The sequence below is a fragment of the Photobacterium sp. DA100 genome (assembly GCF_029223585.1).
GTDB lineage: Bacteria > Pseudomonadota > Gammaproteobacteria > Enterobacterales > Vibrionaceae > Photobacterium.
Genome location: NZ_CP119424.1, coordinates 751,114 through 769,418, shown reverse-complemented (window position 1 = coordinate 769,418; position 18,305 = coordinate 751,114). Strand labels below are relative to the sequence as shown.

The window sequence follows — 18,305 nt, the reverse complement described above, 5'->3', positions numbered from 1 at the left end:
CCTTTGGGGTGGCTGATTCATTTGGACTAAATCTCAGTCGTGCCGCTTTTTGCAACAAAGCAATATCAACAGACAGACAAGACTGAAAATATTCACTGCTCCCCCACCACCAGCGACGAGAGCGCAGTTATTCGGGCTGATGCCTGAAACGTTAGGGTCACAACCTTCATCCGTTTTTCCATCACCGGGCTCAGCACCACTCCCGCCCTCACCTTCATTATTGCCTTCTTCAATAAAGTCGGGATTAGTTACTGGCGCCTCAGGAATAGTACCCACAATGTTTTCAATCCACTCGAAGTAGTTCCCTACTCGAGCGTAAAACCCAGGTCGTAAATACGCTCCGCAAAGTGGGCTGCCTACAGGCCCGCCACTTACGATGCCAAGTTGAACCCAATCGCCGTCGGAGTTCTTTGCCACCAAGGGGCCGCCACTATCGCCTTTACAGGAATCAGGGCCATAGTTTAGGGGGGCACCAGTTTGGTCGAACAAGACATCAGGTGGCAAAGCACATACTTTGGTTAAGTTTGTTGGGCTATCAATAACGTAATGTGCATCATTTCCTCTTTCCAGCAAATTAAAGCAGTCAGCTATAGGCAGATAAGATAAATCAGCATACATTAAGGTGTCAGAGATTCCTGTCCCATCACTCTTCGTGGATCCCCAACCAGCAACCATTACATTCTCTGGTCGACTTTTTTCATTCCATTCTCCACTTAATTTAGACTCTAATCTCTGGGCAGTTTGACCATTCGCCAGCTTAACCGGACTGACCCTGGGAAATGGAAAAGAGCGATTAACCCGAAGTAATGCAACATCATTATCCAGCGCTAATTTAACGGCCTCTTTTAATTCTTTTCCTTCATCATCAACGGAAATACTAATTACAGCATAAGGCGAATAATCAGGATGTACGACTACGTGGCTAACTTGATATAAATCGGATGGATCAGTCACTTCACTGCCCAGAGTGCCAACCATCACTGCTAATTTATTTGGTGGCACTGTATATTCACTTCCCATATCTCCCTGAACCACACAGTGAGCAGCTGTTAGCACCCATCTTTCGCTGACTATGCTCCCGCCACAGAAATGCGAAGTGTCAGCTGTTGTATTTCTTAATGAGGCCATCCATGTCAAATCATCCTTCGGCCTGACGGGTGTACCGCCAACAACATAACTTTCAATATCTGTACCGTATCCTATTACTGGAATACTCATCAATAAACTAGCAAGTCCACCAAGCCATATTCTTTTCATTATCTGCCACCAATTCAATCCCATAGCTATTTATCAAAAATAACAAATCAAACAAATACAAAACCTGTGGGGATAACGAATTGCGAGGCAGCTAATGATATAGAGCGATCAGGATGAAACATAATCATTCTTTTTATTACACAGCCACAAAAAAAGCAAAGCGAGCCTGAGGTTAGCTCACTTTGCTTGTTAAGAACTAACTGGAAACTACATACCTATGCTTGCACAGCTTACTCGCTCAATATCAAAATTTGCGTAGGTATCACCTAAAAAGTCAGCGGCCAATTTAGGATAAAACCCATTATCATATGCACGCCTGACTTCACCCATATCAATGGTATAGAGTTTGATGCCGAGCTTTGTCACTTCATCCGGTACGCAAACTGTATTGCTCCCCGCGCCAAAGCAAACATCTCCACTTGTATCTATAACACCACAGTCAGTATCATCTATATCTATACCTAACGTTCCCAGCTTGTTATCCAAATCGGCTTCCGAGCCAGCGGGAAACTCATCGGGTAAAGTGATCGGGTACGTATTTTCGATGCTTTCAATACTGGTATACCCTTGCGCTCCCGCAATTTCAGCTCCGGTGACGGCAAACACTTCGGCTTTACCTGTAAGCGTATTAACCACATCCTCATCATCACATCCAGTCAGTGCTAAAGCTGAAAACAAAAACAATGCCTTTTTCATAACTGCTTCCTATTGTTCTATCTATAACTACTTGGATAGGCTCTTAGATCTTAGTCTCATTTCAACATTACACCCTACAATTTTGTTGCATTATTTTTACTTAACTTTTTAATTCGGCTGTTTTTTGTCCGTAAATAGATGAGAGTATTGTGATCTTGATCTTCATTCCTTTTCTTCTCAGAATTAAATGGCATAATAAACCGAACAATTACCCGTATGGGTAAGGAACACCATTACACTTCCTTGGAATATTCCTATGAGCATTGAATCTATCGTTAAAGAGCGCGCTGGCGCTAAGTGTGAACTATGTGGTTCAGAAGACAGTCTGAGCGTTTACGAAGTACCTGCTTCTCCTGACCAAACCGCAGGTAGCTGTGTGATGGTATGCGGTACTTGCCGTACAGAAATCGAAGACGCAGAAACACTGGATCAGAACCACTGGCGTTGCCTAAACGACAGCATGTGGAGCCAGGAGCCAGCGGTACAGGTTATGGCTTACCGCCTACTTAAACGTCTGTCTTCTGAAACTTGGGCACAAGACCTGCTAGATATGATGTACATGGAAGAAGACATGATCGAATGGGCAGAAAAAGGCATCGCACTCGCTGAACTAAATGCGATTAAAACTGTTGATGTAAACGGCACTGCTCTCGAGGCTGGTGACAACGTAACGATCATCAAAGACCTGCCAGTTAAAGGATCTAACCTTGTGATCAAACAAGGTACAGCTGTACGTGGTATCCGCCTGACAGATAACCCACTGCATATTACAGGCAAAGCCGCAGGTACTAACATGGTTATCATCGCAGCATACTGCAAAAAAATGTAATTGAATGGGCAGCCACCTCATGGCTGCCTGTCTCCCCTCCTGTTTTTCGTCATCACTTCCTCATTTTATTCCTTACATGTTTGCTCTATGGTAAAAAACATGTTTAGATTACTCGCATCTTCAGGCACATGCGCCAGAAATATATTTTAAAAGGTCAATATTTGTTTTTGACCGAGTAGACAAAATTTGTCCGTTAGTCGGGGAGCCAAGCGCTGAGACCACGTAGTGGGACCCGTTGAACCTGATCCATTTAATAATGGCGTAGGGAACTAGCTGAACTGTCCTATTCCGTCCCCGGCCCAGGGGCGATGGCAACGGCTACCTTGCGTCTAAAGTTAGAGGTAGCTATGCCAATTTCATCAAATACTCCGATCACCCTTACTATTGCAGGCTCTGACAGCGGCGGTGGAGCCGGTATCCAAGCCGATATCAAAGCAATCTCGGCGACAGGCGGTTACGCCTGCTCGGTAATCACCGCCCTGACAGCGCAGAACACCCAAGGTGTTTCCGGTATCCTAGCCATTGATCCTGCTTTTGTAGAGCAACAGCTTGATGCAGTCTTTACCGATCTAGACATTAAAGCAGTAAAAATTGGCATGTTAAGTGATGCGAATATTATTCGTATGGTGGCGACAAAGCTACGCCAATACCAACCAAGGTTTTTGGTGATTGACCCCGTTATGGTGGCAACAAGCGGCGACTTGCTGCTTGAGCAAGATGCCATCTCTACGCTTAAGTCCGAACTGCTTCCGCTTGCCGATGTGATCACCCCAAATCTTCCTGAGGCTGCTGCGCTGATTGGAGCCGACCTCCCACAGAATGAACATCAAATGGCTGACATGATCTCTGCTTTACGAGCAATCGGTTCCCGTTCGATTCTGCTCAAAGGTGGCCACTTGGAAAATGACGCCTCCAGTACTGATTTATTGATCCTCGAAAATGACGTCGTGCGCATGAGTACGCCGCGAATCGCGACCCGCAATACGCACGGCACAGGCTGTACCCTGTCTGCGGCTACCGCTTCTTTTCTTGCACAGGGCTACCCGCTAGAACAAGCGGTAAGGCATGCCAAGGCCTACATTACCAAAGCAATAGAAAATGCTGATGCTCTTCAGATTGGCGCTGGTCATGGCCCGGTGAACCATTTCTTTGCCGGCCATTTCAAGCCCGAGTAAGCATGGAAACAGCACACACGATGAATAAGACTCTGACGACTCAGACCAAGGGAATGACAGTCGGTATCGAGCAGTTAACACTCAGGTACAATGATGGCCATTCTCCCCTGTTCAACCAGCTAGATATTAAGCTTCCGGCTGGACAATGGACCTGCCTGCTCGGTAAAAGTGGTTGTGGGAAGACTACTCTGCTTCGCCACCTAGCAGGGCTTCTTGAGGAAAATGTTGCCTGGAGCGGCTCAATAACCACCAGCAATGATCTGCCGCTGGCTGGCAATATTGCCTATATGGCACAACAAGATCTGCTGCTGCCATGGCTCAATGTCATCAGCAATGTGTGCTTAAGTACCCGATTTGGTTCTGTTCAGGAAGCCAATAAACCTAAAGCCATGGCATTGCTCGATGCCGTGGGGCTGGCCGACAAAGCCGAGGCAATGCCTAACCAGCTCTCCGGAGGAATGCGCCAGCGCGTTGCTTTAGCCCGTACCTTAATGCAAGACAAGCCCTTGGTATTGATGGATGAGCCCTTTTCAGCACTCGATGCCGTAACCCGCCATAAATTACAGTCACTGTCAGCGAGCCTGCTTGCTGGGAAAACTGTCTTGTTGATAACCCATGATCCGCAAGAGGCACTTCGTCTTGGGCACCATATCTATATGATGGCAGGCTCACCGGCTTCGGTTCGGGCCTTACCGGTACCGGCTTGTTCCCCACCAAGGCTATTTGATGGTGAACTTGCCGCCCACCAGCAGGGAATTATCAACGAGCTAGAGAATGACTATGCCTGAGCCAACACTAACGTCAAAGCTGTCAAACCCCTTGCTAGAACAACAAGCGGTTAAGCGAGGATCGCGTAAGGGCAAAAACACCTTGCTGTCTCATCCAACAGCACGCTTTGTCACCAGCTTTGCGATCATCTTGGGGTTGTGGCAAACCGGTGTAATTGTGTTTGACCTCCCCCCCTTTATCTTGCCTGGTCCTGTCGCTGTGCTGTCCAAGCTGGTCGAACGTGCCGATGTGCTCTGGCATCACACGCTTGTCACTGGGACTGAAGTCTTGTTTGGCCTTCTCCTTGGTTTGGCAATGGGGCTATTCTTCGCCCTGCAAATGCTGCTATTCGAACCTTTGCGCCGCTGGCTCCTGCCAGTATTGATCACCAGCCAAGCAATTCCGGTATTCGCTATTGCGCCCATTCTCATGCTGTGGCTTGGATACGGCATGGCATCAAAAGTTGTCATGGCAGCTTTGATCATCTTTTTCCCCGTCACCACCTGCTGCTATGACGGGCTTCGCCATACCCCCAAAGGTTACCTTGACTTAGCAACGACCATGGGGGCTACCCGCTGGCAACAGCTATGGCAAATCCGCCTGCCCGCAGCCCTGCCTGCTTTAGCTTCAGGGGTACGGGTTGCGGTTGTCGTTGCCCCCATTGGGGCAGTCATCGGCGAATGGGTCGGCTCAAGTGAAGGGCTGGGCTACCTCATGCTCCAAGCCAATGCGAGGATGTTTGTCGATGAAATGTTTGCCGCATTGTTTATCTTGGCCTTTTTCTCCATCAGCCTCTACTTCATCACCGACTTTTTATTAAAGAAAGCCATTCCATGGCAGAGCCAATAGTTTATTAACGGAATGCTTTTTTCGCTCAACAACAAGGAAATAAAATGAAAACCACTTTCTTCACCGCGGGTAAACCGCATCTTATTGCTGCCGCAGCACTGATGTTGGCATCCTTCAGCACGTCGGCACAAGAAAAAGTCACTCTCATGCTGGACTGGTTCGTCAACCCAAACCACGGCCCGATTATTCTTGCTCAAGAAAAGGGGTGGTTTGCTGAACAGGGTTTGCAGGTTCAAATTCAAGAACCAGCGGATCCAAGTGTGCCAGATAAGCTGGTGGCCGCAGGTCGGATTGATCTTGCAGTGTCTTACCAGAGCACGCTTATCTCTAGCACAGCCGCAGACCTGCCTCTGGTGCGTTCAGCCACATTGATCTCGGGCCCGCTTAACTCCATGATCGTCCTGGACAAGTCAGGAATTAAATCACTGGCTGATTTGAAAGGTAAAAACATCGGCGTCGCAATTGGCGGCAACGAAGATGCTACTGTAGGTACCATGCTGCGCTCAGAAGGTGTGGATATGGATAGCGTAAAGATAATCAACGTTGGTTGGGCCCTATCTTCTTCGCTGGCTTCCGGAAAAGTGGATGCCATTTGGGGTGGCCTGCGCAACTTCGAGCTTAACCAACTCGCAATCGAAGGCTACGACGCAACGGCCTTCTACCCGGAAGAGCACGGTGTACCACCTTACGACGAGCTTATTTTTGTTGCCAATAAGCACAAATACAACCCAGAGACCATTAACAAGTTCAACACAGCCATCGAAAAAGCGACGGTATACCTGATCAACCATCCGGAACAGGCATGGAAAGAGTTCGTTGCCTACTCGCCTGATACGCTGAACAACGATCTAAACCGTCGAGCGTGGGAAGATACTCTTACTCGCTTTGCTCTCCGCCCGGGAGCGGTGGAGCTAAAGCGCTATGATGAATACGCCGAGTTCATGAAACAGCACAACATCATCAAAACACTACCAAAAGCCAAAGATTACGTGCTGACGTATTGAGCGTAATTCATTTCGCGAACAAGGACACACCATGAAATATCAAGATCTGATCAACCATTGCCAACAAGACTGGGTCGATTACACCGAGCACGAGTTTGTCAATCAGCTGGCGACAGGAGATTTGAACAAGTACGCTTTTTTCCACTACCTGAAACAAGATTATTTGTTCTTAAAACACTATGCCCGAGCATACGCCCTCGCTATCTTCAAATCCTCGACCTTGGCAGAAATGCGTGAGCCGCTGCCTGGCTTAAGTGCATTGCTCGAGTCAGAGATGAATCATCACATTGAGTATTGCCAAACCTGGGGTCTGTCAGCTACAGAGATGGAAGCTGAGCCCGAAGATTTCGGCACCGTCTGTTACACCCGTTATGTATTAGATACGGGTATGGCTGGCGATCGCACCGACCTATTTACCGCTCTGGCACCATGCGCTATTGGCTATGCGGTTGTGGGACAGCGGCTAGAAAAGTGGTCTGAAACCAAACTTGAAGGCAACCCATATCGCAGCTGGGTTGAACTCTACAGGGGTGAAGAGTATCAATCTGGGGTCGCAGAAACCATTCGCCGCTTGGATGCTATGCTGGAAGAAATTCCGCTTGCAAGTAAGCGTGGCCAGCGCTTATGTGAAATATTCAAAACTGCAACACGTATGGAAATTGCTTTCTGGGAACAGGGCATGAATGCCGCACAATAGATATCAATATCCCTAACCAAAAGCCCTGTCGAATGACAGGGCTTTTTCAAACACAAAGAACGATCAGTCCTACCTTACCCAATCAAGTGCTCCTTGAAGCCCAGCTCGACTAGCTGTTGATAAGCCAGCCAAACTTCAGCAGGAATGTCCTGCTCAACCGAATAGCCATAAGACGGATATACCTTTATTCGCTGCAGATCTCCCAGCATGACATTAATCACATCACTGTATGACAACGTCTCGTTGGGGTATTCGTCAAAACCAATCGGCGGCGAAGATACAAGTACCTTCTTACCTGGCCAGTTCTGCTGGAATGTGGCGTAAGCACGCCGTTCCATAAACGGCTTTTGCACGATGATAAAACAGGAAGGATCTAACCCCTTCACCTCAAGCAAGGCTCGGGTAAACTGGACATTTTCACCGGTATTGGTGGATTGAGGCTCAATCAGAATGGCATGCTCCGGCACACCCATATCCATAGCCACTTCTGCAAACGCTTCAGCCTCTGACCCCTTGAACATCCCCCGCGTCAATTCACCTTCACCGCCAGAAAAAACGATGTATGGGGCATAGCCATCGAGAAACAATCTTGCTGCATGCTCGGCGACTCGAATGTCGTTACTACATAATACAAAAATGCAGTCGCTTGGCGAGAGCGTGTGATTAAGATGATGATAATTCCACACTTTTGTTGCTAAAGCATGCACACTTGATGCCATTGCAATACTCCTTATTGCTGAAATCGCGAAAACGTACCCTAAAAGGCTATGATGCAAGGATTCTGTGACTGATGCGTGACATTCGACAGCGATAGAGCGGTATTAGCGAAGCCACCACTCTGGCGCCAAGGTACAGCTTTTATCACCGGCCATCAACCAGCCCTGTTCAGCTTCAATGGTTAGCTGAAGGTTCATAGTTCGCTCAACCAGTGTTTCTAATTCCGCTAGCGTTTCGTCATTGAAAAACACCACGGAGATATTACCGTACTGGCTGACTTTTGCCTGATGCTGCTTCCACCAAACCGGGGCCGCATTGTCACCATAAGCAACAATAATGACTTTTTTTGCCTTGTGAGCAGCTTTCTTCAAACGCTTCTCGTCTGGCAGGCCCAGATCAATCCATAGTTCAATTTCATCACTAAGGTTTTTCTGCCAAAGCGCTGGCTCATCGGCTTCACAAAGCCCCTTAGTGAACTGCAATTCCTCATCAGCATTAAACCCCCATGCTATGAGTCTAAGCATCAAACGTTGTAGGGTCTCTGATGGGTGGCACGCCAAGGTGTGCTGCTGGTCGATGTAAACATGGCGATCTAGATCAGCAACATTGAACTGGGCTTTGTAGATAGTGGCTTTAAGTGCCATAAAATTATCCTGGGAAAATAAAATAATAATATAAAAATGATAAACGCAGTGTAGTTTGAACAAGAAGAAGGTTCAATTTCAATTGCCTGACATACGCGCAAAAATCAACCAACAATTGAATTTAAGTTAAAAAAAGACAAACATTATCTATTGGTACGTGTTCTCAGCGACTATAGTTCATGACTCAACCAAGCTAAATACGCTAAGCCCACGAGCAACTAACTGCTCCTTTTTGCACTTCGATAGGCGCTTGATACGATATTCAAGCTGCATGGCCAGTCGTTTATCACCGACACACTCCGACCAAACCAACTGCAGTGGGCCTTTGCCCTTCAAAAATTTGGCTCCCCGCTTGGTAGAAACGTGCTCGTTGAACCGTCTTTCTACATCGGTCGTCACACCGCAATACAGCTGATCGGCAGCTGTCCTAATTAAATAGACCGACCATTCACCCATTTTATTTTGTTGGTTATCGCAATTGGCAGGTTGGTTGCTTTCAGACCCCGTCATGCTAAGTTACTACCTTTACAAAAAAGCCCAGCAATTGCTGGGCTGGCAACATAGATCGCTTATTGGACACTTATGAAGTTAAAGATTCAAGCATTGCCTTGAGCTCTTCCACTTCTTTCTTAAGCTCTGCAACCTCGTCTTCCAAGGCCGTCAGCCGCTCAGAAGACGGTGACGATGGGCTTCCTACCGCAGCGCTTTGCTGTTGCAACGCTTCAATGTCAACTTCGCCACTGAACAGATGCATATAGCGGAAATCGCGCTTGCCCGGCTCTTTAGGCAATTGGATAACAAACGGCCCTTTCGGGTGCTCTGATAGAGTACTCAGTACGACTTCCACTTCTTTGACATCGGCAAAGTTGCACAATCGATTGGTGCGGGTACGCAACTCTCCAGGCGATTGAGGACCACGCAGCAACATCACACAGATAATTGCCTTCTCTTGCTTACTGAACTGGAAAGTACTGAATTCCGTGTTGCAGAATCGGTGCTGATATTTAGCCACTCGACTCCCGAAACCCGCGGTGACTTCTTGAACAAATCGCTTTGTTTTTAATGCTTCCAGCGTGTCTTGCACCGTAGCTTCATCAAGCGACATCACAGGCTCGCGATTACTTTTTTGGTTACAAGCCGTTGTCAGTGCATTCAATGTTAATGGGTACTGATCAGGTGTAGTTACCTCTTTTTCAAGCAAGCAACCTAACACGCGCGCTTCTGTCTGCGAAAAGCAAATATCCATGATCTCCCCTCACCCTTTTTCTTCTTACAATACAAATTCCATTGAGCATAGCCGAAAACAAGAACGTCATTGTATATCGGATGGCTTCTACTCAAGAGAATGTACACTGCCAGGGTCTTACCCTTTAAATAGCAGATTATCATTGCAGTGAGCGACAGCAAGCAGGCAACAAGTTATTTGGCTGCAAAACAGCCAAATAACGCTTGATATGACATAAAATGTTAACTGGATCAAAGAATAAGAGAAGAGAGCTTAGGTAAATTCTGCGGCAACGAAGCGGTTGCGTCCTTGTTCCTTTGCCTTATAAAGTACACGGTCAACAATTTGGTACATATTATCGACCGTTTCTAATCCCGTTGGAACCCAGGACACCATACCTTGACTTACCGTCACTATATCCGCCGTAGTCGATTTTGAATGGGGGATTTCAAGTTTCTGTATGCATTGTTTTAACCGTTCGCACTCTCTAACCGCTCGAGTCTTATCGCAGTTACTCAGTGCTACAACAAACTCTTCGCCACCGTATCTGGCTGCCAGCTCACCGGCTCGGCTGAAGCTTTTCTTCAGCTCCGTCGCAACCATTTGTAGGCATCGGTCACCTTCAATGTGGCCATAATGATCATTAAACAGTTTAAAATGATCGACATCCAGCATGATCAAAGTGAGTGGAAAGTTATTACGGCCATGCCATGAGATAAATTCGGTCAATTTTGTATCAAGATAACGCCGGTTCGCGAGCTTGGTCAAACCATCCTCGTTAACTTGCTGTGAAAGCTTTTCATTGGCTTGCTCTAGGCTCTTGGTTGTATCTTTGAGCTGATGACGCATATGAGCAATACGCTGCATAGCTTTAAGTTTTGCCGCCAGTACGATGTTATTCACGGGCTTAACGATATAGTCATCCCCCCCCATATCAATCGCTTTCGCGATCATTTCAGGCTCGTCATGACCACTCAAGAAGATGATTGGCACCCAATCAGGATGTTTGATTCGGATTTGCTCGGCGACTTCTGTACCACTCATGTCAGGCATGCTGACATCCAGCAGTAATAAATCTGGATCAAACAAAGGATATTTCTCGATAGCCTCCTTACCTGAAGCGACAGCTTCAACCACATGCCCGAGGCGCTGTAGCCGCATGGCTAACTGCATCCTCTCGAGATGCACATCATCTACCAGTAGTATCCGCATCGCTTCCATCTAAGCATCCTATTGAGGTATTGGATTTTCCTTAAGCTATTTATAGCACACAATGCGATAGCTTTAAGGTTTTGGTTCATAAGTTTATGCAACTAAGTTACAACTTCCACTTTCAAGGTATTCGGCGATTAATTCCGCTGTGGACAGGCATCGAGTCCAATCATGGCTGCACCAGGCATAAAGCGGATATTCGTGAGCAAATTAACGTGATTTGTTGTGTTGTTCCGGTATCTTATAGCCAAAGTCATCAGGGTGATTGGCCATACCTGTTGACTTTTAGATACAGGGCTATAGGATTCCCTCCCTTAACCAAAATCATGCTTTAGGAATTAGCTATGTCTGATATTGAGAAAAAAGAAGATCAAACGATTGAAGAAGTAAAATTCACTCTTGACGATTGTTCACCAGAACTCCGTCAAGTTGTTGAGTTTGAAGAGGTGCCAGAAGAGCTTCTTGACATGCTAATTAACGTTTACAAAGCATCTGAGCCAACTTCACGTGAAGCTTGGGATCAGCTACCAGCAAGTGCTCAAAACGTACTGGACAACTTCGAACAGTTCCACGCCCTGATCGCACTAAGCCAGAGCTACTCAGGTGTTGATTTTCTTGGCGAAATGCAAGAAACAGAAAAGCCTTCGGATATGACGGATGAAGAGTACACAGACTACAAAGCAGTAATGCTTGATAAAGTACTGCACAACTGTGTCAAAGACATGTGTAAGCAGTTGAAAAAAGCTCGTCGTAACCCACCAATGAAGCGTGAGTTCCAAGAGATCTTCAAGAAATAAGCAACTCGCTTCAATGCAATTTGTCTGAATGTTCAGGGAGGGCCTTTGTGCTCTCCCTGCTTTTTTTGGGGAGCGATTTTTCGCGTACCAATTATTTTTTTTCATGGTAATATGTTCGGCTTAAATCAATTAGGCGTCATCTATTAGATATAACACTTAACGCCAGTAAGCTACTAAAATATAAGACCAAAAAGGTTCTGAGATATCAATGCCTGGCCAAAAACAGTTCAAATTTACCAATGAGCTTATTTTCAACCCTGCTCTTGGGGTCATAAAGTCAGACACAACCAGCCAAAAGCTCAATCTCTCTGAGCAATACATTCTGCTTTACCTTATAGAGCATGTTAATCGCGCTGTCACAAAAGAAGAACTGCTGAAAGCCGGCTGGCCAGACCGCGTTGTATCTGAAGCTTCTCTGTTCCAAGCCATAAGAAGCCTGCGAGTAAAACTGCAGGAAAAAACCAAAGGCGAGATCATCGAGACACTTCCTCGTGTCGGCTACCAGATCACCCAAATTACTACCGAGAAGTATTCTGAACTATCGGCATCAAAAGTCATAAAAAACACCGCGCCGTACCTACCTTATCTTGCAATGGCCGCTTTCATGTCCGCGCTGATACTAGTGGGCGTATACCTCTGGCTGACTGGCTATAAATACCCAGATAAACCTCAATACATTACCCGGACCAGCATGTTACTCAACAGCATGGTCACACTGGTAGCAACCAGCGAACAAGATATTGTCGAACTCCAAGCTAAACTTGATGATCTTCACCATGCTTATAAGCAAATCGACAATGCACCAGAATTAGACAATGTGAAACTCTATGCCTTCAAAGGTGATGATTCCTACTCTCTAGCGTGGTGTCGCCTCGGCGAGAACAACTACTGCCTTCCACATACTGATTTTTCCTACCAAATCAGCGAAGATGGGTGGTCGAAATTCAAGTTGAACGTGCTCCAAGAGCTACCGCTATCACGACAAGACCCGATAATTCAAACAGAACTGGCCCGAGAGCCCACTTCTCAGGTCTTCCTCAACTTCCTTGATAATTCAGGTATCGATTCGCAGGTGGTGTATTACTACATCACCAAGGATGAAGACAATAAACTGAACTTCTCATACCTGAATTTTATCTCTGAAGAAGATACGGGTTACCACCATGCAATGTCGATCAGCTCGGCAACCTTAACCGTGGTAGAAAATCAGTCCCCGTTTATTTCTACAATTGAAGTGAAGCCAATCATGTATCACTGGGCATACCAACCCAATGAGTTTGTCAATGAAGACACATCAACGGCAATACGCATCGAAAGCAAGGTAAAAAAGCAGTTTCTAGGCAAAACGATTGGCTATAGTTACCTACTTTACCAGCAACCTTTCATTGATTTGGTCCTCAATGATCAGGTGGGAATATACTGGGTTCACAACAGTGAAAAGAACGCCAAAATTTTCAACTACAAACGCCAGCTTCTGAATCAATAATCCGCATATTACAGATTGAATGCAGCTCTAACGGGCTGCTTTCTTGAAAGCATTCCGCCACCATTCAATAAAAACCAATCATTTTTACAAGCAAGATATGTGTTTTGGTAGACTTAACCATAACATTAGCTTTTAACCCAGCGCGATTTGCTGGTGTAGAACAAAAGAACAATACAGAATGAGTATAAAAAACAAACACCGAAAACATTCGTTGCTATTGATACTGACGCTATTTTTCTCGGGTTGCGCTGTTTATGCCGGACTTACCCTGGATCAGCTTTATGGCAAACCCCAGCCCCAAGAAAGGTTAGCACCGGCCGACTCTCCCATTGCCAATCACTATCTAGACGAGGTCAAGCCCATTATTGAAAATCGCTGTGTGGTTTGCCACGCCTGCTACGATGCGCCTTGTCAATTGAAACTGTCATCTGCAGAAGGGATCGACCGAGGAGCCAGCAAGCAAAAAGTCTATGAAGGCACCCGCCTTTTGGCGGCCAATACCACCCGGATGTTTATTGATGCGCAATCAACGGCTGAATGGCGCGAGAAAGGTTTTAATCCGGTGCTGAATGAACGTGTGCAATCGGAAGAAGCCAATACCCAAGCTGGGGTTATGGCGAGGATGCTGCAGCTAAAACAGGCCCACCCTTTACCAGATCAGAAAGTTCTCAATCACGATGAGTGGGATTTTTCTTTGGATCGTGATCAACAGTGTCCGACCATCGAGGAAATGGCTACCTATGAACAAAGCTACCCAGAGTGGGGAATGCCCTACGGCCTACCCCAAATCAGTGATGAAGAGAATCAGGTGTTGATGGACTGGCTGGCCAATGGTGGCATGATGACAGCGGCACCGGCACCCGGTCAACAAACCCTCGGTAAAGTTGCCGAGTGGGAGACTGTACTCAATGGAAGTAGCCTTAAGCAACAACTGGCTAGCCGCTACATCTATGAGCACTTGTTTGTTTCCCATCTCTACTTTTCCGACGAACGGCAGCCGACTTTTTTCAAGCTCGTTCGTTCTCGTACTGCGCCAGGCACACCCATTGATCTCATTGCCACTCGACGCCCTTACGATGATCCGGGCGTCGACCGTGTCTACTATCGATTCCAGCCGGTAAGAGAGAGTATTGTCGACAAAACACATATGCCTTACGCACTGAACCATGCCAAGCTTGCCCGTTTGCATACGCTCTTTATCGAACCAGATTATGAAGTAACCTCACTGCCTAGCTACGACCCGGAGATTGCAGCTAACCCGCTGATTGCTTTTAAGCAAATACCGGTTGATAGCCGATACCGCTTCATGATCGACAATGCACAGAATACCATCATGGGCTTTATCAAAGGACCGGTATGCCGTGGGCAGCTCGCGCTGAACGTTATCAATGATCACTTCTGGGTCTTCTTTGTTGATCCTGCAATGGCCAATACCCCATCGGTTGATGAGTTTTACGCATCACAAGCAGAGAATTTACGCTTACCGGCTGAAAACGAAAGTAACACCCTGCCCATATCTAACTGGATTTCTTACGCCAAGCAACAAGGGCGGTTCCTCAAAGCAAAGAACGCCTTTCTCAACGATGCGTTCGAGAATGGCGAGCACCTCACAACAGACTTGATCTGGGATGGTGACGGCTACAACGACAATGCTAGCCTTACGGTGTTCCGTCATTTTGACAGTGCCACAGTAACAAAGGGACTCGTGGGAGATCATCCCAAGACCGCTTGGGTTATTGATTATTCCCTACTCGAGCGTATCCACTACCTGCTGGTGGCGGGTTTCGACGTATACGGTAACTTTGGCCACCAGCTGGTCACGCGTATGTATATGGACTTCTTACGTATGGAAGGCGAGTCTAACTTCCTCTCTCTCCTTCCGGCTGATGTTCGCCGACAAGAACTGGCCTACTGGTATCAGGGAGCAGGCAAGCACCTGAGTGATTATCTTCAGGGTGATATAAACGCATTTGAACAACCAACAGGTATTAGCTTCCATACACCTCAGCCGAAGAATGAGCTATTTGGCATGTTGCAACAAAAGCTTCAAGTTGTATTACCCGACCGCTATGATTTCACCCAATCAAGCATGTACGCAAACAACTCGCAAGCCTTATACCAGTTGAACCGACTTAGCGGAATTCAAGCGAGCTTATTGCCCGAAGTGACATTCATTATGGTAGAGCCCGCCCAATCAGGCCGACAAGCTGAGCTGTTTACCCTGATCCGCAATAGCGCACATAAAAATATCTCTAGCCTGTTCGATGAGGAGTCGAACCGTCTATACGAGCAAGATAATGTCACTTTGGTCAGAGGACTACTGGGCAGTTATCCAAGGGCATTTTGGTATCTGCAAGAGGCGGATCTAAAAGATGCAGCCAATCAGATAAACACCATTCAGAGCGAGGAGGATTACCGCCAGTTCCTCGACCGGTATGGTTTGCGTAGAACCAGCCCGGATTTCTGGTCTTTCAGTGATAAGTTAAACGAGCTAAACCAGCGTATGTTCCCAATTGAAGCTGGGTTACTTGATTATAACCGGATAGAAAACCGCTAACACAAGCATTCATGACTACACTTTAGGCCCCGAAAGGGGCCTATTTTTATGGCGCTTGAAAAAAACCACAACTGTAAACAAATGAAAAGACAAGTTAATTATTGCCACCAATATGTTTAAATAACGTAAAGCAAAACCCCATGCATATTACACGAAAGGAATCAGTCATGACGCTCAGCAACCAGCCCGCGGTGTGGGACAGTTTTATCCGTGGCTATCACTGGTTACAAGCTTTTACTGTCGGAGGCTTGTGGTATACCGGCACCGAAGGACTAATGGACTGGCATTTTAGCCTGGCCTATCTATTGTTGGCGCTGTTAGCTACTCGCCTGATATGGGGCATCATCGGCAGTGAAACGGCTCAGTTCCATCGCTTCGTGCGATCTCCCCGAGCTGTGATCCAATATTTGGCAACTAGCACTAGGGGCAATAAGCAGACGAATCCCCCATCAGCAGGCCACAATCCTGCGGGCGCTTATATGGTCGTTGCTTTTATGCTGCTGCTCATCGCCCAGCTGGCAACAGGCTTATTCGCTAACGACGATATTATATCTGAAGGCCCCTTTGCCTATCTTATCAGCGGTGAAACAAGCAGCTTTCTCACCGAGATCCATGCAGTAAATTTCAATCTCATCCTTGGTGCCATCTGCGTACACCTTGCTGCGATAATGCTCTATTTTTTACGCAAAGATAACCTCGTCACGCCCATGTTGACGGGAAGGAAGGCCATAGGAACAAACAGTGCACCGAAGATGACCAACGGTCTTTTTGCCTGGGGGATCTTCCTCATTATTGGCACGGTTGTCTATTTTACCCTCGGCCAGGAGGTCGTGGCTTACCTGCTATGATCAAAAATGCCAGACATACGTCTGGCACCTACCTTCCTTGCATTTTATCTTACCGGCGTTAACGCCGTCGAAGCCAAGGCTTAGCGATACTTATAATCACTATGGCAAGACTTGCAATTTTTAGCCGCTTCACCAAATGCACGCTTCGTCGCTCGCTCGTCACCGTCTAGCGATACTTTAGCTAAATTCGCCATATCGGTTTGAAACTTGTCCAGCTTAACACTGAAACCGTCCCAATCAGACCAAATTTCTGGCTTGGCTTTGGTCTGGCCCTTATCCGTTCCATCCACTTTAAAAGCTTCTTCTGGCATATAGGACAACTGCGAAATAAACTGGGCGCGTTGGCTAAATGTTTGCTGATCCCACTCTTTGCGTCCCTTAACCATTTCTGCCAAATCACCAAAGTTAGTCGCGATCATGGTAAAAGCGGCTTGGCGATATTCAATTGCATCTTCGGGCTTTTCAAAAGGCGTTGCAGATACACTGGCTGCAAGCATAACACCTCCTGCAACAAGAATTTTTTTCATGACTTCTTCCCCTTTGTTATTATTCCATTTATAGCGAACCAAGCATTCACCCTTGGGTTTTGCATACTTGGTAGCATATGTGAAATGATACAGCGGGTTACAGACATGTAAACAACCCGGCATTGAAGATTACATTTATTTACATTACATAAAAAAGAGCAAAGTCATGCTAGGAACACTCAGTAAAATGAAATCCCAACTCAGCAATGTGGTTGAATACCACCTGCCTGTTGGCGATGAACTACTTCCACTCAACCCACTGATTGGCAAGCACCTCAAGCTCACCCACACAGGCAATATCTATTGTGATGCCTGCGGAAAGAAAACCAAAAAAAGCTACTCTCAAGGCCATTGCTTCCCATGCATGAAGAAATTAGCACGTTGTGACATGTGTATCATGAAACCGGAAACTTGCCACTTCGCTCAAGGGACATGCCGTGAACCTGAATGGGGAGAGGAGAACTGTATGGTTCCCCATTATGTCTACCTATCGAATACATCCGGCTTAAAAGTCGGTATCACGCGTCATACCCAATTGCCAACCCGCTGGATTGACCAGGGTGCAACACAAGCATTACCTATTTTGAAGGTAAAAACGCGCCAAATATCCGGCCTTGCCGAAATAGCACTAGCCGAGCTAGTGGCGGACAAAACCAATTGGCGGGCAATGCTCAAAGGGGATAATTCACCTATCGCACTTAAGGAAGAGGCCCAACGCCTATTGCCGGAGGTAGCCCAAAAGGTTAATCAATTGCTTGAGTTATACGGGGAGGATGCGGTAGAACAGCTTGAAGAAGAGATCGTAGAGATCCAGTACCCTGTCACTGAGTACCCGAAAAAAATAGCGTCGCACAACTTCGACAAAGAGCCAGTTGTCGAAGGCATATTATTGGGGATCAAAGGCCAGTACCTGATTTTTGACACCGGCGTCATAAACATCCGCAAATTCACCAGCTATGAAGTCTCGGTTGAAACGCCATAAGGCAAAAAGCAAAACGGCTGAAGGTAACTCAGCCG

General features: G+C 46.7%; 19 protein-coding genes and 1 riboswitch. Of the genes, 11 read left to right on the top strand and 8 right to left on the bottom strand.

Annotated elements, in window-relative coordinates:
- Positions 1-33 precede the first annotated feature (33 nt).
- On the bottom strand, positions 34-1,257 hold the full coding sequence (locus PTW35_RS21165; protein ID WP_281028850.1) for a serine protease: 1,224 nt from the start codon (positions 1,255-1,257) through the stop codon (positions 34-36).
- A 207-nt stretch (positions 1,258-1,464) separates the two neighbouring features.
- The gene (locus PTW35_RS21160) at positions 1,465-1,953 is read right to left on the bottom strand and encodes a hypothetical protein (protein WP_281028849.1); all 489 of its coding nucleotides are present in this window, start codon (positions 1,951-1,953) and stop codon (positions 1,465-1,467) included.
- Positions 1,954-2,209: 256 nt separating this feature from the next.
- Between PTW35_RS21160 and PTW35_RS21155 the strand changes: the two genes are divergently transcribed.
- The 6 genes from PTW35_RS21155 to tenA all read left to right on the top strand — a co-directional run bounded on the left by PTW35_RS21155 (position 2,210) and on the right by tenA (position 7,275).
- Positions 2,210-2,782 carry a PhnA domain-containing protein gene (locus PTW35_RS21155; protein ID WP_281028848.1) on the top strand — a complete coding sequence of 191 codons (573 nt, stop codon included), beginning with the start codon at positions 2,210-2,212 and terminating at the stop codon, positions 2,780-2,782.
- A 188-nt stretch (positions 2,783-2,970) separates the two neighbouring features.
- A riboswitch (TPP riboswitch) is annotated at positions 2,971-3,067 on the top strand.
- A 62-nt stretch (positions 3,068-3,129) separates the two neighbouring features.
- Positions 3,130-3,957: a bifunctional hydroxymethylpyrimidine kinase/phosphomethylpyrimidine kinase gene (gene thiD, locus PTW35_RS21150; protein ID WP_281028847.1), complete on the top strand. Its 828-nt coding sequence runs from the start codon at positions 3,130-3,132 to the stop codon at positions 3,955-3,957.
- Between the two features lie 20 nt (positions 3,958-3,977).
- Complete coding sequence (locus PTW35_RS21145) at positions 3,978-4,745, top strand: ABC transporter ATP-binding protein (protein WP_281028846.1); 768 nt, start codon at positions 3,978-3,980, stop codon at positions 4,743-4,745.
- Positions 4,732-5,574: an ABC transporter permease gene (locus PTW35_RS21140; protein ID WP_281028845.1), complete on the top strand. Its 843-nt coding sequence runs from the start codon at positions 4,732-4,734 to the stop codon at positions 5,572-5,574. The genes PTW35_RS21145 and PTW35_RS21140 overlap by 14 nt, the downstream gene beginning before the upstream one ends.
- A 44-nt stretch (positions 5,575-5,618) precedes the next feature.
- Positions 5,619-6,578: an ABC transporter substrate-binding protein gene (locus PTW35_RS21135; protein ID WP_281028844.1), complete on the top strand. Its 960-nt coding sequence runs from the start codon at positions 5,619-5,621 to the stop codon at positions 6,576-6,578.
- A gap of 31 nt (positions 6,579-6,609) precedes the next feature.
- Positions 6,610-7,275, top strand: coding sequence for a thiaminase II (gene tenA, locus PTW35_RS21130; RefSeq protein WP_281028843.1), 666 nt, complete (start codon positions 6,610-6,612; stop codon positions 7,273-7,275).
- Positions 7,276-7,349: 74 nt separating this feature from the next.
- On the opposite strand, the gene PTW35_RS21125 is transcribed toward tenA, so the two are convergent.
- The 5 genes from PTW35_RS21125 to PTW35_RS21105 all read right to left on the bottom strand — a co-directional run bounded on the left by PTW35_RS21125 (position 7,350) and on the right by PTW35_RS21105 (position 11,082).
- Positions 7,350-7,994: a YdcF family protein gene (locus PTW35_RS21125; protein WP_281028842.1), complete on the bottom strand. Its 645-nt coding sequence runs from the start codon at positions 7,992-7,994 to the stop codon at positions 7,350-7,352.
- Between the two features lie 102 nt (positions 7,995-8,096).
- Positions 8,097-8,636, bottom strand: coding sequence for a YaeQ family protein (locus tag PTW35_RS21120; RefSeq protein WP_044621209.1), 540 nt, complete (start codon positions 8,634-8,636; stop codon positions 8,097-8,099).
- 177 nt (positions 8,637-8,813) lie between these two features.
- Positions 8,814-9,092, bottom strand: a complete 279-nt coding sequence (locus PTW35_RS21115) for a GIY-YIG nuclease family protein (protein ID WP_281029116.1) — start codon at positions 9,090-9,092, stop codon at positions 8,814-8,816.
- A gap of 124 nt (positions 9,093-9,216) precedes the next feature.
- Positions 9,217-9,882, bottom strand: a complete 666-nt coding sequence (locus PTW35_RS21110) for a DUF480 domain-containing protein (protein WP_281028841.1) — start codon at positions 9,880-9,882, stop codon at positions 9,217-9,219.
- A 252-nt stretch (positions 9,883-10,134) separates the two neighbouring features.
- Positions 10,135-11,082 carry a diguanylate cyclase gene (locus tag PTW35_RS21105; RefSeq protein ID WP_281028840.1) on the bottom strand — a complete coding sequence of 316 codons (948 nt, stop codon included), beginning with the start codon at positions 11,080-11,082 and terminating at the stop codon, positions 10,135-10,137.
- 335 nt (positions 11,083-11,417) lie between these two features.
- Between PTW35_RS21105 and PTW35_RS21100 the strand changes: the two genes are divergently transcribed.
- From PTW35_RS21100 to PTW35_RS21085, 4 genes are all read left to right on the top strand, one after another.
- On the top strand, positions 11,418-11,870 hold the full coding sequence (locus PTW35_RS21100; protein WP_039466580.1) for a DUF3069 domain-containing protein: 453 nt from the start codon (positions 11,418-11,420) through the stop codon (positions 11,868-11,870).
- 208 nt (positions 11,871-12,078) lie between these two features.
- Positions 12,079-13,356, top strand: coding sequence for a winged helix-turn-helix domain-containing protein (locus tag PTW35_RS21095; protein ID WP_281028839.1), 1,278 nt, complete (start codon positions 12,079-12,081; stop codon positions 13,354-13,356).
- A 178-nt stretch (positions 13,357-13,534) separates the two neighbouring features.
- Positions 13,535-15,913 (top strand): fatty acid cis/trans isomerase, encoded by a 2,379-nt coding sequence (locus PTW35_RS21090; protein ID WP_281028838.1) that lies wholly within the window; start codon positions 13,535-13,537, stop codon positions 15,911-15,913.
- Positions 15,914-16,080: 167 nt separating this feature from the next.
- On the top strand, positions 16,081-16,761 hold the full coding sequence (locus tag PTW35_RS21085; RefSeq protein WP_281028837.1) for a cytochrome b/b6 domain-containing protein: 681 nt from the start codon (positions 16,081-16,083) through the stop codon (positions 16,759-16,761).
- 80 nt (positions 16,762-16,841) lie between these two features.
- Here PTW35_RS21085 and PTW35_RS21080 read toward each other — a convergent pair whose 3' ends face one another.
- A complete protein-coding gene (locus PTW35_RS21080; protein WP_044621927.1) occupies positions 16,842-17,288 on the bottom strand; it encodes a cytochrome c in 447 nt (148 codons plus the stop codon).
- 166 nt (positions 17,289-17,454) lie between these two features.
- On the opposite strand from PTW35_RS21080, the gene PTW35_RS21075 reads away from it, so the two are divergent.
- Positions 17,455-18,270 carry a DUF2797 domain-containing protein gene (locus PTW35_RS21075; RefSeq protein ID WP_044621215.1) on the top strand — a complete coding sequence of 272 codons (816 nt, stop codon included), beginning with the start codon at positions 17,455-17,457 and terminating at the stop codon, positions 18,268-18,270.
- Positions 18,271-18,305 lie beyond the last annotated feature (35 nt).